We start from the raw sequence: 14,683 nt of genomic DNA, 5'->3' as shown, positions 1-14,683 counted from the left end.
GTTCGACACGACGTCACGATCGTCGTTTCGTGGACGGGCACGTGACTACCCGGCCGCGGCCCCTAGTACGGCGATGCCTGCAGCTTCGGTCAGGCCGTGGGCCCTTTCGAGCACGCGAGCTGCTTCCTCTGCCGTCGTCCCTTCTTGCGCAGCACCACGGGCATGCCGAGCGAACGCCTCGGCTTGGAGCTTCAAGGCGTGCAGTTGTGGTCGTTCCCCGGTCTCGGGCGACACCACGTCGAATCGGGTATGACCACGTGATCCGTAGAGTTCTACGCTCACGATGTCGCCTCCTTCGTAGAATCGGCCTAGCGATATCACCGCTGACGTCCCGCCCGAAAGCATCACCAGCGCTTGCGCACTGTCCACGTCATTCTGAGCCCCTGGGTCTTCCGTCGTCGGAAACACCTGCGTCTTGACTTGGCCGAATTCCTGGCCGAGCAGCCAGAGGGTCTGGTCGATTTCGTGCACTCCCATGTCGACGTAGATACCGCCGCTATCGTGGCGGAAGCGCAACGGCGGCGGCGCCTCGTCCCATTGTGAGCACACCAAGAAGTGCACGTCGCCGTACTTGCCCTCGGCCACATCACTGCGAAGTGACGCCAGCTGCGGTACGAACCGGCGCCAGTAGGCTATCTGCAACGCCAGCCCACGTTCGCTGGCGAGTTCGCCTGCGGCCCTGGCTTCCTCGGGCACTAAGCCGAATGGCTTCTCGCACAACACCGGTAGTCCGGCGGCCAGGGACATGCGGGTTGTGTCGATGTGTTGAGGTGTCGGCACGGCGATCAGCACACCGTCGAGCTCCGATGCGTCGAACATCTCCTCGGCAGTCGGATACACCGCGATTCCCTGTTCGCGAAGCTGCGCCGCCGCGGCCTCGACCGGCTCGGTAACCGCGGCGACGGTCACTTCCGTCGAGTCCATCAAGGCCCGCATGTGGGTACGTCCCATCCGCCCGCCACCGACGAGGCCTAATTGGAAGGGCGCACTCATAAGCCACGCGCCTTGAGGAATTCCCGGTTTGCCCGCTGATCGGCCGCTGCGCGCGCGAAGCGTTCCGCGGTGGTCGGGAAGATGTCCTGCTCGACGACGAGCCAACCGGCGTAGTCGATGTCGCGCAGCGCCGCCAGGAACGCATCGACGTCGAGCGCGCCTTCACCCAGTCTGGGGAAGACCTCCCGCTCCCAGATCGCGTTCGTCGGCAAGCCTTGATCCACCACCTCCTGGAACCGCGGTAGGTCCGCGGTCTTGATGTGGACGTGGTCGATGCGATTGCCCCACTTCTTCACGTACTCAACGGGATCCCCGCCGCCGAGCAGGAAGTGGCCCGCGTCCATGCACAGGCCGATTTCGGAGACCTCCAGCATCCTCTCGACCTCGGCAGGCGCCTCGACGAAGGTGCCCGTCTCATTGTGGAAGACCGGCTGGTATCCGCGCGACCGGCACCGGTCCACCACCACGGCCATACCCTTCGCGAACTCCACCCACTGCTCTTCGGTGTATCCGCTCGACGGGTTGCGGGCTCCCAGCCCGGGGTTGTTCCGCCGGACGTCGGCGCCGTCGCCGACACCCAGGTCTGCAAGAGTGGGGCGGGGGTCAGGGCCAAGCCCGAGCGGTTTGATCGAGTCGAAGATGTCCAGCATTGCGTCGAGTTCGGGAAGCGTCTTCTCCAGCATCTCCGGATCCGCATAGGGCAATTCGAGGTAGGCACCCGCCAGGCCGAGTCCACGCTTGGCGAGCTTGGCACTGAGGTCGTCGGCGGCGCCGAGGTAACCGACCGGCCCGAGGTCGATTCCCGCGTACCCGGCGGCGCTGACCTGGTCCATGATGTCGTCCCCGTCGGGAACGTTCGGGTCGATCCCGATGGTCACTTCGAAGGCGCCATAACTGACGGGTGCATTGGCGACGATGATCTTGCTGTCGTTGCTCATCTTCGTACTCTTTCTAGTTGGCAGACGCCAGCGCGGGAATGGCGCTCGGGTCGGTGATCGGCTGTCGGTGTTCGACGAACCGAATGATGGCCTCGCACAGCGCGAGATCGTGGATGGCGTCTTCCGCACTCGTGGCGGGCGCGTCACCGGACACCACGCAGCGGTGAAATGCCTCCAGCTCCAGTTTGAACGCGCTCTCGTACGACGTGATCTCACTGATGCTGCGCGACTTGGTCGTACCTTCGTCACCCTCGATGATCTCGACCGTCGCAGGAGCGCTGCGAAGGAACGGCGAAGGAAAGGTCAGTGTCACTCGCTGCTGGGGGCCGTACAGCGCGAATTCCATGCCATAACGGGTGATACCGGGTAGGTCCATCCAGTTGATCGCCACCGACAGTTCACCGAACTTGAGGATGACGGTCAGTTGACCGCTCTGCATGTCCACGTATTCGAGACTCGTCGGCTCGCCGAGAACCCCGCGGACCGTGTTCAATTCGTGGACGAGCGTGTCCAGCAAGACGAGGTGATACTCCTCGCGTAGGAAGGGATTGGCCTCGCCGATTGCTCGGGTGATGCTGGCCTGCGTCTCGGCGGTGAAGTTCGCGATCGCATCGTCCGGGATCGGCGCGACCGGCGCGAGAGCGTAGTGGCCGATGTATGGCAGGAACGGCGACTCGAAGGTGGTGACGCGTAGGAGGCGCGGCTCGACGACGTTCATCGCGAGCTGACGGAATCGCTCGTACGCCGGGTCGTAACGCTTGGGGTACGCAACCATCAACGTCACACCCGCCTCGTCGGCGGCGGCCTTCATTTCCATCCCTTCCGCGACCGAGAAGCACATCGGCTTCTCTACCAGGATGTGCTTACCCGCCTTGGCTGCCGCGACGGCGATGGGCGCGTGACTTCCCGACGTCAGAATGAAGACGGCATCGATGTCGGCGTCTTCGAGCATCAGCCGCCAGTCGGTGAATGTCTTCGGAATGTGGTAGCGCTCTGCGTTGTTCCCGGCGTTTTCCTCCGAGATGTCGCATAGTGCCACGACTTCGTAGCGATCGGAGAGTTCACGCAGATAGTTCAGATGCATGACTCGTGCGATCACTCCAGCACCGACGACACCTACCCTGAGTCGGTCTGTCATTGACGTCTACCTCCTGTACTAGGTTGTGGCGCTTGGTGGGAACCGGCCAGCGCGGACCTGATGAGAACCGCGCTCTCCTTGATTCCGGTCTTGGCGTCGACGAACGGATCCTCGTGCTCGATGGAGAACGCTCGGACCGCGGAGCCCTCGAAGCGGGCGATGAACTGGTGCCACCACGCAGCATCCTTGCCGTGGCCGGGAACCGAGAAGTTCCACGGCATCTTCTCTGGTGACGCCGGCCAACGGTGGTCGAGCAGGCCGTTGAGGCCGAGTGCATCCTCGTTGAACGTCACGTCCTTCACGTGAACGTGGCCGATGCGCGGCATGATTCGCTCGACGACACGGTCCGCGTCCATCTGCATCCAGAAGAAGTGACTGGGATCGAGGTTGGCGTAGAGGTTCTCGCCCAGCGTGATGAACTTCTCGAAGGTTTCGACGTTGTAGACGGTGGTCCCTGGGTGTAACTCGATGCAGATCTTGACGGCGGGGTTCTCCTTGGCGGCAAAATCCGATAGCTCAGACCAGTACGGGACCACGGAGTCGTTCCACTGATGGTCGTGCACACCCTCGAGATACGGAAGCCACCCGCCTGCGCCGAATACCGCGGCTTTGTCGCCCAGGGCGCCCGCGGCGGCACCGGACATCGCCACGACGGTGTCCGTGCCCAGCTCTCCTGCCAGCCGTACCGCGCGTCGCAGCGCCGCATCGTGGTCGACGGCAATCGCCTCGTCGGGATGCAGCGGGTTACCCCATACGTTCAACGCGTCGAGCTTGATGCCGTAGCCGTCGAGGATGCCCAACCACGCCTTGCGAGCCGGCGCGTTGGCGAGCAAATCGTCCGGGTCGAGGTGGGGATGAGGTGCATAGCCGCCCGCGCCGACCTCGACAGCGGTAACCTCCGGAACTTCGGAACTCAACCAGGCCAGCGTCTCGTCGAACGAGTCGCGGAGGAAGGCCTCGAGCACTACTGAGACATCACACTGCCGCACGAGCGGGTTCCTCCAGTTCGGGAGTTCTCCTGTTGAACGAGGTGAGCACCTTGACCAGTCGCAATGCTCCGAATGTCACGCCCGCCACGGCCAGCGTGCCGACCAGCATCAACGTGGCGAGAGCGTTGACTTCCGGCGTGATGCCGAATTTGAGCTGGTTGTAGATGTAGATCGGCAGCGTCTGATCCGCGCCGATGATGAAGTTCGTGACGACGAACTCGTCCAGGGAGAGTGTGAGGGCGATCAGTGCTCCCGCGATGATGCCGGGGTAGATGAGGGGGAGCACCACGAAGAGGAGCCGCTGCAGCGACCGTGCACCGAGATCGGCCGCCGCGCGCTCGAGGTTGCGGTCCAAGGCTTCGAGCCGGGACGACACCACCAGGATGACGAACGGGGTCGACAGCACGGTCTGCCCGATGATTGCCACTCGCAGCGACGGCTGGATGTGGAGCACATTGGTCACCAGCACCAAGATCGCGACTCCGATGAGCAGACCCGGCATCAAGATCGGCAACGTGATGAAGACCCGCACCCCGCCGCGGTTCCTTATATTGGCGCGCACCAACGGAAAGGCCGCAGCGGTTCCGATCAGGGTGGCGAGTACGGTCACCCAGAAGGCGACGAACAACGACTTCTCGAGCGCATCGAGAATGATGTTGTCCTGGGCCAGCCGGGAGTACCAGTCCGTCGTAAACCCTGCCATCGGAAAACCCACAACGGCAGAAGCGTTGAACGACAACAGGATCAGTACCGCGATTGGAGCGAACAAGAAGATGTAGATGCCAAGACCGTAGAACGACAGAATGATTCGGAATAGACGGGCCCGGGGGTTGACTGCCTGAAGATCGTCAGGCATAGATGTCCTTCGTGTCGAGACTACGACGGAATACGATGAGCACGATCAAGATGACTAGTGCGATCAGCACGCTGGCCGCCGATCCGAGCGGCAGTAGGTAGCCGGCGAAGAAGTTGGCGACGAGGTTCCCCATCAGAATCCCGTTGGTACCTCCGATCGCGGCAGGCGCCAGGTACTCGCCCAGAATCGGGATGAACACGAAGATTCCGGCCGTCACGAAAGCCAGACGCATCTGCGGCAGGAGCGTGTTGGCGATCGCCCGGATCGGTGTCGCGCCCAAATCGACGGCGGCGTGGAGCAGCCGCCAATCGAACCGCTCGAGCGATGCATACAACGTCAGCGCCGCGAACGGAAAGTACAAGTAGACCAGGACGATGAAGACGCCTGGGTTGTCGTACAGGAAGAGTCGAATGGGTTCGTGGGTGAAGCCGAGCGCCTTGAGCAACGAGTTGATGGCGCCATGGTCGCCCAAGATCGCCACCCATGCGTAAACCCGCAACAGGTAGCTGGTCCAAAAGGGGAGGACGACGAACAGAATGCCAACCCGCTGCAACCGCTTTGGCACGTAGCGAACCAGCCAGTAGCAGAATGGGAATGCCAGAGCCAGCGCGCTGATCGTGGCCAGGAGCGCCATCACGACCGTCTTGACGAACGTCCTGATGTACGTATTCGTCGTGAGGATCGACTCGTAGTTGCTCTTGGTGAACGCAGGAACCAGCTCATAGTCCTTCGTCTGCCAGAACGAGTATACGACGATCAAACAAAGCGGTGCGATGAAGAACACTCCGAAAAGTGCTGCGGCCGGTGCGAAGCCAACGTACTGGCGCCAGTCTCGACGCTGTTCCTTTCCGCGAGTACGTTGGCGTTCGGTCTCATCCGGCCCCCCGCCCGCATCGCGGACACTGGAGGCAACGGTCATGTCACGCCCCGAAGACCTGGTTGAACGCCTCGGTGTATGCCTGCTGGTCCTGAGCCGGGCCCTTCAGCGTCATTGCCAACGCCTTCTCGGGATCGTTCATGAAGAGCCTCTTGGCGTTGTCGGCAGTCTTCGGATCTGCCATCAGAGCCTTGGCTGCCGTCTCATTGAACAAGGGACGCCAATTCGTGGTGAAGTTCGCCACGATCCACTCGGACTTCTGCATCGCGTCCAGGAAAGGCTTGACGAGCGGCTTGTTCGAGCCCTGAGCGCTGATCATCTCCGCATCGATGAATCCGATCGTGCCCTCGGGCGGGTAGGCCGATTTGAGCTCGGGGCCGCCGGCGTCCTTGACCCGGACATCGGTGCCGAGGTTCGAGATGCACAAAGCGGCTTCCCCACTTGCCATCATGGTCACGATCTCGTTGTTCTGCGAAGCGAGCTTGACGATGTTGGGCTTGAGAGCTCCGAGGAAGTTCGATGATGATGAGATCTGGTCGGGTGTCTGCGCATACGGAGTCTTGGAACCGGTCGCGATGCCTGCGATGGCCATCAGGTCCGTCGGGATGTTCTCGGCGACGACCAGGCCCTTGTACATTGGATCGGTCAGCGACTCCCAGGAAGTGGGCGGGGTCTTCACCTTGTCCGGGTTGAAGTAGATCTGCACGGTTGACCACGAGAACGGATACCCCAGTGCACCCTTGGGGTCGTTCATGAACTCGAAGTTCTTGGCCATCGAGTACAGCTCGGAACTCGACGAGATCGAAGCCAGGTCGAACGGTTCGATCAAGCCGCTCTCCATGTACTTCTTCACCCACAGGGCGTCGCCCGAAACGAGGTCGAACTGTGCTCCGGCCTGTTTGAGCTGGAGGAACGCATCAGCGTTGTCGGAGAACAGCTTTGGTTTACCAGTGATCTTCGTCGTGTCGGCGACCTTGGCGAGCTGATCGGTGGAGTAGTGATCCGACCAAGTCAGCCAGTTGAGGGTGCCGCCGTCGTCGGCTCCGCCACCGGATGAGTTGCTCCCCGAAGCGCACGCGGACAACAGAAGCGGACTGGCCGCACCCAGCATCAACGCTCCGCGGACGAAGGAGCGGCGATCTAGCTTCACATCAGAGGTTCCGGGCATAGCGACTTCCTGACTCTTCGTGGGTCTCTACCATTGGATGGGCAGCTTCCGTCGGCCAGGAGAGCTTCACGAAGTCCCCTGTTTCAAGACCGATTTCGGCTAAATCGTGCAAATCGCCGTCGTTCAGTGACGACACCACCTGGATCTCCGAATTCTCCAGTTGAAGCACGATGCGCGTGGTCGAACCGAGGTATCCACGCGAGAGCACTTGCGCATCGATGAATCCGTCTCTTCCGATCCGCATTGCCTCGGGACGGATCAACAATGAGCTGACATCGCCGGGCGCCCGCGTTGAAATCGGCACTCTGGCAGCATTTTCCAGGACGAAGGTGTCGCCGTCCCTAGTGCCTCTCAAGATGTTGGACTCGCCGATGAAGTCGGCTGCGAACAAGCTTGCCGGTCGACGATAGATTTCTTCGGGCGTTCCCACCTGCTCGATGCGACCTTCGTTGAGGATGAGGATGCGATCGGCGAGGGTCATCGCCTCCTCCTGGTCGTGGGTGACGAAGACGAACGTGGTCCCCACGTGCCGTTGGATCAGGGCGAGTTCGGTCTGCAGGCGTTTGCGCAGCTTCAGGTCCAATGCGCCAAGTGGCTCGTCGAGGAGTAACACCTTCGGCTTGTTGACGAGAGCGCGAGCAATGGCCACACGCTGGGCCTGCCCACCCGATAGTTCGCCGACCTGGCGTTTGGAGAACGCACCAAGACCCACCAACTCGAGAGCTTCGCTCGCCCGCTTATAGCGTTCACGCTTCTCGACACGGGCCATCCGCAGCCCGAACGACACGTTGTCGACGACGTCCAAGTGGGGAAACAACGCGTACGACTGAAAGACCGTGTTGACCGGTCGCCGGTTCGGCGGGATCTTCGTGACATCGACACCGGCGATGCGCACCGTACCGGCAGTCGGCTCCAGAAAGCCGCCGATGATGTTGAGCGTCGTGGTCTTTCCGCATCCGGAGGGACCGAGCAGGCAGAAGAACTCTCCATCCAGGATGTCGAGGTCGATTGGCTGCAACGCAACGGAGGGACCGTAGCGCTTCTCGACGCCGCGCAACTCGATGGAGTTTCCCCTGTCGTCGCCGCCGAACGTCGTCTTAAGGGGTACGTCCACAGGCACGTCAATCACCACCAACCGCCCTTCGGGTCCGCGTCCTCCGCCGCACGATCGCGATCGTGCGAATGTCAGCACATTACGACAGTTCGGGCAAACGCGCAGGAATAGATGGAAAGTTGTTAGTACATCGCGTAGAGGCGTGACGGTCTCCGCTCCGCGCACCGCTTCGAGGTCGAGCCAGCGATCGCTTCACCGCGCCAAAGACGGCTCTGGCCGGTACTTTGCTACGGCGTCACGCCACGCTCTGCGGCTGCCACGACGTGGCTCGTCATCTTGGGCGCCACAATGTGCCAATCGGATCAGCAGGCTTTGTCCGTATACATGTAAGTACATTATTACAATCATCACCTTGGTAGCGTTACAACACACTTCGGGTGACGTTCAGCAGATCGGAGGCGACGTGCCGGTAGCGGTGCAGCTCGACAGGTCAAGTCCCGTTCCCCTGTACTACCAGCTGGCGCAGGCAATCGAGGCTGCGATCCGCAACGGCGAACTGGACCCAGGCGACCGTTTCGAGAACGAACTCGCGATGGGAAAGCGCCTGACGCTATCCCGTCCTACCGTCCGTCGAGCCGTACAACTCGTCGTCGACAAGGGGCTGTTGTTCCGATCGCGCGGCGTGGGCACCGTGGTCGCGTCGAATCCGGATCACACACCGATGGACCAAGGCAGGTCGCGGCTGCTCGGTGCCATGTTCGGCATGGTAAGCGGGAACATTCAATTCAACATGCAAGTTCTCGACGGGCTCTACGTCGCCGCGAGTTCCCACGGTTACGAGCTGGTCCTGAGTGCCATCACCGAAAGCCGTAACGAGCTTCGCGCGGTGGAGGCCCTACGGGGATTCCGGCCGGACGCGGTCATCATGCTCGACCCCCCGACTCCAGCGCCAGCCCTTGCCGGGAAGCTACCCATGGTTGCCATCGGGTGGAGCGTCGACGACGAAACGGTTGACGTAGTCCGTACCGATGAGAACACGGGGATGAAGCAAGCCGTCGACCACCTCGTGGCACGCGGTCATCGGCGCATCGTGCACATCGATGGCGGCGAAGGAGAGGTCGCGCGAGCGCGACGGACCGGATACGCCACCGCCATGAAGGAGGCTGGCCATCGGGACGAGGCCCGAGTGATCGCGGGAGGAGAGACCCAGATGGACGGCTACTTCGCCGCGAGAACCCTCTTGGATGAACCGGACCTTCCCACGGCGGTCATCACCTTCAACGACGAGTTGGCGGTGTCCGTCATCGAGTCACTGGTACACGCGGGATACCGTGTGCCCCAAGATGTCTCGGTTATCGGCTGGGACAACAGCGCGCTGTCGAAACTTCCGCACACTCGACTGACCACGGTGGCGCAGGACACCACGCTGATGGCCGAATTGGCGGTCGACCGCGCCATTGCCCGAATCGAGAACGCATCCGCCGGGCCGCGCGAGGTCATCTTGCAGCCCGAATTGATGGTAAGGGCGACAACCGGGGCGCCACGGATGTCGCCCTCACGAACGTAGGTCATCAAGTCAGCCAGCCCGGGGCGATCGTCCCTCCCCCCGGACACGGTGTCGGAGAACGTCTTGGAGACCCCAACGCTTCCAGCGCCTGCTCCTGCTGATCCAGGGTCTGAGTCACCGTACTCACGCGGACATACCCGATCCGAGTTTTGGTCGACGGGTGTATCACGCTGCTTGCCGGTTCTCGTAGAGGTAGAACGCGCCGCGTCGGGCGCCGAATCCAACGTCGCGACATCGGTGCGCGGCGCCGAGGACCGCGGCGAAGGGATCAGCTCGACGAACCCGCCGGCGCGGTAGCGGCGGATCCAGCGGTCCAGGGTGTCGCGGGAATAGCGCACCGGCGTCCCGAACGGGTTGGTGTGCTCACGGGCGGCGATCTCGCGGACGATCCGGCCGCGGGCCTTCGTCGACAAACCCGCATCCAATGCCGGGCAGATCAACTGGTACCGGAACAACCCCACCGCATGACTTCGCTCGCGTCGTTTCTCATCCTCAGTAGGCAACGGAATGGCTCCCTCATCTTGGCGATGCCATCCAGATCTATTGCTGGACAGTCATCCCCGCGACCTTTACCGACCCTCCCCGCCAATGTCAGGGTCAGTTCGTGTTGCACCCACCGGTGCAGGCGCCGGCGGCCAACCCGGTGACAGCAGCCGGGCACCGCTACCGACGACAGCGACCTGGACCGCCGTCACCGCACTGATCACCGGCCCCTCACCGAACCGCGCCGCCAGCGCCTCGGTGGCCACGCCGACGGCGGCGATCACATCCTCGCACCGCGATCCAGTCGCCCTCGGTACCGACACATCGACACCCGCGGTGACCGCGATCGAGACGAACCAGTGCCGCACCACCTCGGCGCGGCCGGTGATCCGCCATAGCCAGCCGCGGACCGTGGATCCGGGAATCCCCAGTCGATGCCCGACCAGGTGGTGCCCCCCACCGGCCGCCTTGGCCACCACTGCCGCCCAGATCAGCTCCGCGACATAGGCCCTGCGCAGCAACAAGGTCACCGGCAACAACACATGAGTCGCCGCGCACGACCGGCACCGAGACCGGCGCGGCCGCACCGGCTCGGCCGACCCGACGACACGGCGAACCCGAGCGAAACCCCACCGGACCAACACCCCGTCGGGGCACGACGGACACGACAATCACCCCCAGCCAACCGAAACTCGACGCGCTCGGGATCGACCTCTACGGTGACCATCAGTGCCTTCCGCACTACGCACGGTGCCCCCGACGTCTCGGCCAAGAAATCAACGGGGGCGCCGTGCACCCATCAGTTCCTCGACACACTGACGGTGCAGACCACCAAGATCAAACCCACGCCGACGCCGACCAGCACATCGGCAAGATCAACGACGGCGCGACACCCCATGGTCGTCATCCCGAGAGACGCTCAACAAGGCCCGTACCTCGATGCGCTGGAGGCGGCCGGATGCTGAAGAACTGAGGAGCGTTGCGCAGTCGACTCATCAATGGCCGCGATTTATGCCCCAAGCATGGATCAAGGCGTTATGTAGGGCGAATTGCCCCTTTAGATAGATCTCGGCCTCATCTCGCCGGTGATAGAACTGCATATATGTCTCGTGGCCTCCCATAACGATATTGCCAATTGCGCCAGCATAGAAAAGAAGGGTAAGCAGTCGGTCGGGCTCTCGCTTTCCCACGTCAGCATCGGCGACTTCGCTTACAGCCACCGCAAATTCATTTCGGTCAAATGTTTGTTTACCGATTGATTTTAACGCAGAGATCGCGATCTCAGCGCTTTCGGGTCCGCCTTTGTAGCCCGCGAACTCGTTACGTATCGCGCCTACAAAATACTTCATCGAGTACTGAAGTACGCCTTCCAGGATCACTTGATCCGACAGCTTGCCCGCACTCTCGGGATAAATTCCCGAGGCTTCGACCTTTCGGATTTCGTCAAAGAGACGCAGTGGGTCTCGTGGGGTATGGCGTGTCAGAAGCATCAAGTACCGGAAGGTCTGCATCCGCCTTACGGGGCCACCTCTGCCGCCCAAGTTGATGTGGCTCGGGAAGTAGCTCAGAACGTCAACTGCTGGTAGGCCTAGGGCCTGGCCAGCCTTCCGATTGGCGAGTTGCAACAACGGTGCCCTGACACCAGCCTGCCCCGACATCACCCGCCAGTCGAGATCAAAGGAGAGGTCGTCCCGCATTTTTTGCGAGTCAGGCAGCGAGAGGGAGATCCGTGCGAATACGTCGTTCCTTAATAGCAAGACGATACTGCCGGTAGCAACATGCTCTTTCAACTTCTGGTTGAGTCCGTAAGCGGCTTGGACGAGGGAATAAAGACTCTCGTTGTACTTCGTGTCGTTAAGGAATATCGAATCGAGACAATCAATTAGAAGCACGTGTCGAACGCCAGCAGTGGCCTCTGATGCCCAATTCTCCATATATGGTATCAAGTTGTAAATATTGAGAGTCGATTTACTTTCCCGTTTGTAATGTCGCCCAGCTTGGGGATCGGAATAGTAACTGTTGTCGTTGACGCCTTAATGAGAGCCCTGCCTGATGCGTCACCCATAAATCCAAACTCTTTGAGCAGTTTCGTGACGCGAGTAACTTCGCTGTCATGTTGCAATGAACAACTTTGATCGCGCAAGAGTAGCTCTAGGTAGTTACACAGCAGTATGAATTTCCAGGCCACGACAGTTCTCTCCGGACCCTCGACCTGTCCAGTCTGGAGGCGCGGCACTTCTGCAAGGGGGAGGTCCGAGGCGTCGCGAACGGTCGCGAGGTGAGTGCCCTGGAATTCGGTCTCTTTCAGATACCACGCGAGGGCGGTCTTGCCCGTGCCCTTCGGGCCTAGCACAAGGAACTTCTTCCCGTTCAGGACGGATTCGACTGCGCCTTCTAGATCGACATAGCTCCGCAGGAACGCGTCGTGGCTCTCGATAGCCTCGTTACGAGAGTCGCTGAGGCCGAAGTAGAGGTCGGCGTACTTCATGGTTGACCCGCATCTGGCGTCTGCATCGACGAGTCAGCGTACTGACCGGACAGGCCAACCCACCCGAATCGGAGAGGTGTGTCGTGACGACGTTCGCTCGTCAGTTCACGTCTAGTTCACGGAGACAAGATAGGCCCGGTAAAACCGGGCCTGACCTGCTGTCTAACTGGTGCGCGATACTGGGATTGAACCAGTGACCTCTTCCGTGTCAGGGAAGCGCTCTCCCGCTGAGCTAATCGCGCGGGATCCATCTCGGAGGTGGAGACGGGAATCGAACCCGTGTGCACGGCTTTGCAGGCCGTTGCCTCACCACTCGGCCACTCCACCGCTGGGTTGATGCGTCTGCACCATCGAGCGGACGACGGGATTCGAACCCGCGACCCCAACCTTGGCAAGGTTGTGCGCTACCAACTGCGCCACGTCCGCACGCCACGAGCGAGTTCTTCGCCCATCGCGAAGCACGACGATAGTGCATCGACGCGCGGCCACACAAATCTCGACGACGCGGACCGCTGGGGCGTGTGCGGCAGCGCCCGCTTCGGCCGCTCACCGGGGGCGGGCGAGCCGTCCTCAGACCTGGCCTCGGCCCGTGAGACGCTCACTTCGCGAGTGTGTCGTCGGATATCGAACCTGACATCCACGGAATGCCAAGGGCGTCAGAACATTCCGTAGCGTTCCCGGGCGATCGAGAATCCGTGGTTCGCCGCCGAGTCGATGCAGGTGATCCCCGACTCTGCGCTATCGCACCGCAGCGAACCCGCAGTGACCGACTGACCGTAGGGGAGCGGCGCACCACCCACGAGTGCGGTGTCACCCGCGAAGACGAAGGCTGGCATCTCGCCAGCCGCGAGGGCGATTCCCTGCCCATAGTCGAATTCGCAGTCGGCGGGCGCGGTGGCGGTGACCAGTCGCGTTCGCTGATGTCGCACCGCACCGTCGTCGGGTCGAGGTAGCAGCCGACATTGCCGCTGGGCGACGTGAAACTCACCAAGTCGGCGAGGGCCTCCGGTTTAGTCGTTGCCGCCGCCTTGTCGGGCGTTCGCTGCACCATCTTCGTCGAGCGGGTCGGCGAGCCCGTCGCAGACGCTGACTCGGCGCCTTGCCCGCCGCAGGCGCACAGCATTGCCGCAGCCGCCACCAGCGAGAGCAGGCCGCGTCGCGACGTCATGGGCGGGACCATACCGCCGGGGTGTTCTCCGATGGACGCAGTCGGGATTCTCGGGGCCAAGCCCGTGCGTGATAATGTTCGTCGTCCATCGGTCATTGACCGGTGCCTCCTCGGTCTCGTAGCTCAGTGGGAGAGCGTCCGCCTCACACGCGGAAGGTCGCTGGTTCGATACCAGCCGGGACCACCAGGGAAGCCGCAGCTCATGGGCGGTTTTGGCCGAAGCGCCGTCCAATCGGATATTCATCGCACGGTGTCATAGGGCCCAAATAGGGCCACAGACCGGGGCTAGCCAGACGAACGGTATTCGGGCCACGCCAACCTGAGCCACAGTGAGCGCTTGGTCCCGGTGGTGCGTTGGGCACGGGCAGGAATTGCTTAAGGCGATCTCCGGCGGGGGCTCAGACCGTCCAGCACGATGTCCATCGTGCGCCGGGCGGCCTCGGCATAGGACTCGCCCGGACGCACGTAGATCTGCAGTGTCATCAGGTTGGCCACGTCCTGCGGGGTGACGTCTGGGCGCAGGTCGCCGTCAGCCTGGGCCTGCGCGGTCAGGGCGACAACCCGGTCGGCCACCGTGGTCCGGACTCCGGTGAGGTTCGGGTGGCTAAGGGTGCCTGCATGTAGGGTTGGTTCTAGCGCGGATGCCAGTGCACCCAAACGCAATTCGGCGCATTCCCGCAGCAAGCGGCACAGGCCGGGCCAGGCACCGCCTGCCTCGTCGCGGGTTGTCTCGGCCAGATTCGCCAGGCCCCTGAGATACTCGTGCCCCGCAGCGCCGATCAGCGCGGTGCGATTCGGGAACCGACGGTACAGGGTGCCGACACCGACGCCCGCGCGATCAGCGATCATCTTCATCGGCACGTCGACGCCCTGCTCGCGAAACACGATCTCGGCCGCGGCCAAGATCTGATCGCGGTTGCTGCGCGCGTCGGATCGCAACGGACTGGTCAACGCCCGCACCTTT

Annotated in this window: 13 protein-coding genes, 4 tRNA genes and 2 pseudogenes; 3 read left to right on the top strand and 16 right to left on the bottom strand. The window is 62.2% G+C overall.

Translation table 11 applies throughout. From position 1 onward, the window contains the following. Window positions 1-45: 45 nt before the first annotated feature. The 8 genes from QUE68_RS17210 to QUE68_RS17175 form a co-directional block, all read right to left on the bottom strand. The gene (locus QUE68_RS17210) at window positions 46-951 is read right to left on the bottom strand and encodes a Gfo/Idh/MocA family protein (protein ID WP_286274188.1); all 906 of its coding nucleotides are present in this window, start codon (window positions 949-951) and stop codon (window positions 46-48) included. 38 nt (window positions 952-989) lie between these two features. Next, window positions 990-1,931: a sugar phosphate isomerase/epimerase family protein gene (locus tag QUE68_RS17205; RefSeq protein WP_284227293.1), complete on the bottom strand. Its 942-nt coding sequence runs from the start codon at window positions 1,929-1,931 to the stop codon at window positions 990-992. Window positions 1,932-1,944: 13 nt separating this feature from the next. Then, complete coding sequence (locus QUE68_RS17200; protein WP_286274187.1) at window positions 1,945-3,030, bottom strand: Gfo/Idh/MocA family protein; 1,086 nt, start codon at window positions 3,028-3,030, stop codon at window positions 1,945-1,947. 35 nt (window positions 3,031-3,065) lie between these two features. Next, window positions 3,066-4,058: a sugar phosphate isomerase/epimerase family protein gene (locus tag QUE68_RS17195; protein WP_286274186.1), complete on the bottom strand. Its 993-nt coding sequence runs from the start codon at window positions 4,056-4,058 to the stop codon at window positions 3,066-3,068. Beyond that, window positions 4,045-4,914: an ABC transporter permease gene (locus QUE68_RS17190; RefSeq protein WP_286274185.1), complete on the bottom strand. Its 870-nt coding sequence runs from the start codon at window positions 4,912-4,914 to the stop codon at window positions 4,045-4,047. Before QUE68_RS17190 ends, QUE68_RS17195 begins: the two co-directional genes overlap by 14 nt. Continuing rightward, window positions 4,907-5,674, bottom strand: a complete 768-nt coding sequence (locus QUE68_RS17185; protein ID WP_284227288.1) for an ABC transporter permease — start codon at window positions 5,672-5,674, stop codon at window positions 4,907-4,909. Before QUE68_RS17185 ends, QUE68_RS17190 begins: the two co-directional genes overlap by 8 nt. Before the next feature lie 160 nt (window positions 5,675-5,834). Continuing rightward, window positions 5,835-6,941 carry an ABC transporter substrate-binding protein gene (locus tag QUE68_RS17180; protein WP_284227286.1) on the bottom strand — a complete coding sequence of 369 codons (1,107 nt, stop codon included), beginning with the start codon at window positions 6,939-6,941 and terminating at the stop codon, window positions 5,835-5,837. A gap of 1 nt (window position 6,942) precedes the next feature. Then, a complete protein-coding gene (locus QUE68_RS17175; RefSeq protein WP_284227285.1) occupies window positions 6,943-8,091 on the bottom strand; it encodes an ABC transporter ATP-binding protein in 1,149 nt (382 codons plus the stop codon). Between the two features lie 124 nt (window positions 8,092-8,215). On the opposite strand from QUE68_RS17175, the gene QUE68_RS17170 reads away from it, so the two are divergent. Further along, a complete protein-coding gene (locus QUE68_RS17170; RefSeq protein ID WP_284227284.1) occupies window positions 8,216-9,580 on the top strand; it encodes a GntR family transcriptional regulator in 1,365 nt (454 codons plus the stop codon). Window positions 9,581-9,750: 170 nt separating this feature from the next. Here QUE68_RS17170 and QUE68_RS17165 read toward each other — a convergent pair. After that, window positions 9,751-10,083: pseudogene (locus QUE68_RS17165) on the bottom strand (helix-turn-helix domain-containing protein); the annotation flags it as partial. Window positions 10,084-10,149: 66 nt separating this feature from the next. Next, window positions 10,150-10,593, bottom strand: a complete 444-nt coding sequence (locus QUE68_RS17160) for a hypothetical protein (RefSeq protein ID WP_349816668.1) — start codon at window positions 10,591-10,593, stop codon at window positions 10,150-10,152. Between the two features lie 189 nt (window positions 10,594-10,782). Here QUE68_RS17160 and QUE68_RS17155 point away from each other — a divergent pair, with 189 nt between their 5' ends. Further along, window positions 10,783-11,028, top strand: coding sequence for a hypothetical protein (locus tag QUE68_RS17155; protein ID WP_284227282.1), 246 nt, complete (start codon window positions 10,783-10,785; stop codon window positions 11,026-11,028). A gap of 30 nt (window positions 11,029-11,058) precedes the next feature. Here QUE68_RS17155 and QUE68_RS29650 read toward each other — a convergent pair. The 5 genes and pseudogenes from QUE68_RS29650 to QUE68_RS17125 all read right to left on the bottom strand — a co-directional run bounded on the left by QUE68_RS29650 (window position 11,059) and on the right by QUE68_RS17125 (window position 13,480). Continuing rightward, a pseudogene (locus QUE68_RS29650) lies at window positions 11,059-12,551 on the bottom strand (P-loop ATPase, Sll1717 family). Between the two features lie 167 nt (window positions 12,552-12,718). Next, window positions 12,719-12,793: transfer RNA gene (locus QUE68_RS17140), tRNA-Val, on the bottom strand. 14 nt (window positions 12,794-12,807) lie between these two features. Beyond that, window positions 12,808-12,878: transfer RNA gene (locus tag QUE68_RS17135), tRNA-Cys, on the bottom strand. Between the two features lie 26 nt (window positions 12,879-12,904). After that, window positions 12,905-12,977 (bottom strand) — tRNA-Gly (locus QUE68_RS17130). A gap of 230 nt (window positions 12,978-13,207) precedes the next feature. Then, the gene (locus tag QUE68_RS17125) at window positions 13,208-13,480 is read right to left on the bottom strand and encodes a DUF6636 domain-containing protein (RefSeq protein ID WP_286274184.1); all 273 of its coding nucleotides are present in this window, start codon (window positions 13,478-13,480) and stop codon (window positions 13,208-13,210) included. A gap of 351 nt (window positions 13,481-13,831) precedes the next feature. On the opposite strand from QUE68_RS17125, the gene QUE68_RS17120 reads away from it, so the two are divergent. Beyond that, window positions 13,832-13,906, top strand: a tRNA-Val gene (locus QUE68_RS17120). A gap of 188 nt (window positions 13,907-14,094) precedes the next feature. Here QUE68_RS17120 and QUE68_RS17115 read toward each other — a convergent pair. Continuing rightward, the gene (locus QUE68_RS17115) at window positions 14,095-14,670 is read right to left on the bottom strand and encodes a TetR/AcrR family transcriptional regulator (protein WP_286274183.1); all 576 of its coding nucleotides are present in this window, start codon (window positions 14,668-14,670) and stop codon (window positions 14,095-14,097) included. Between the last annotated feature and the right edge of the window lie 13 nt (window positions 14,671-14,683).

The organism is Mycolicibacterium sp. TUM20985 (genome assembly GCF_030295745.1).
GTDB lineage: Bacteria > Actinomycetota > Actinomycetes > Mycobacteriales > Mycobacteriaceae > Mycobacterium.
Note: the sequence above shows the minus strand (reverse complement) of the source record. Positions and strands in the feature narration are given on the sequence as shown.

Excerpts from the sequence above, each read along its gene's own strand:
- QUE68_RS17210 (WP_286274188.1), bottom strand. The coding sequence starts at position 951 with ATGGGACGTACCCACATGCGGGCCTTGATGGACTCGACGGAAGTGACC.
- QUE68_RS17205 (WP_284227293.1), bottom strand. The coding sequence starts at position 1,931 with ATGAGCAACGACAGCAAGATCATCGTCGCCAATGCACCCGTCAGTTAT.
- QUE68_RS17190 (WP_286274185.1), bottom strand. The coding sequence starts at position 4,914 with ATGCCTGACGATCTTCAGGCAGTCAACCCCCGGGCCCGTCTATTCCGA.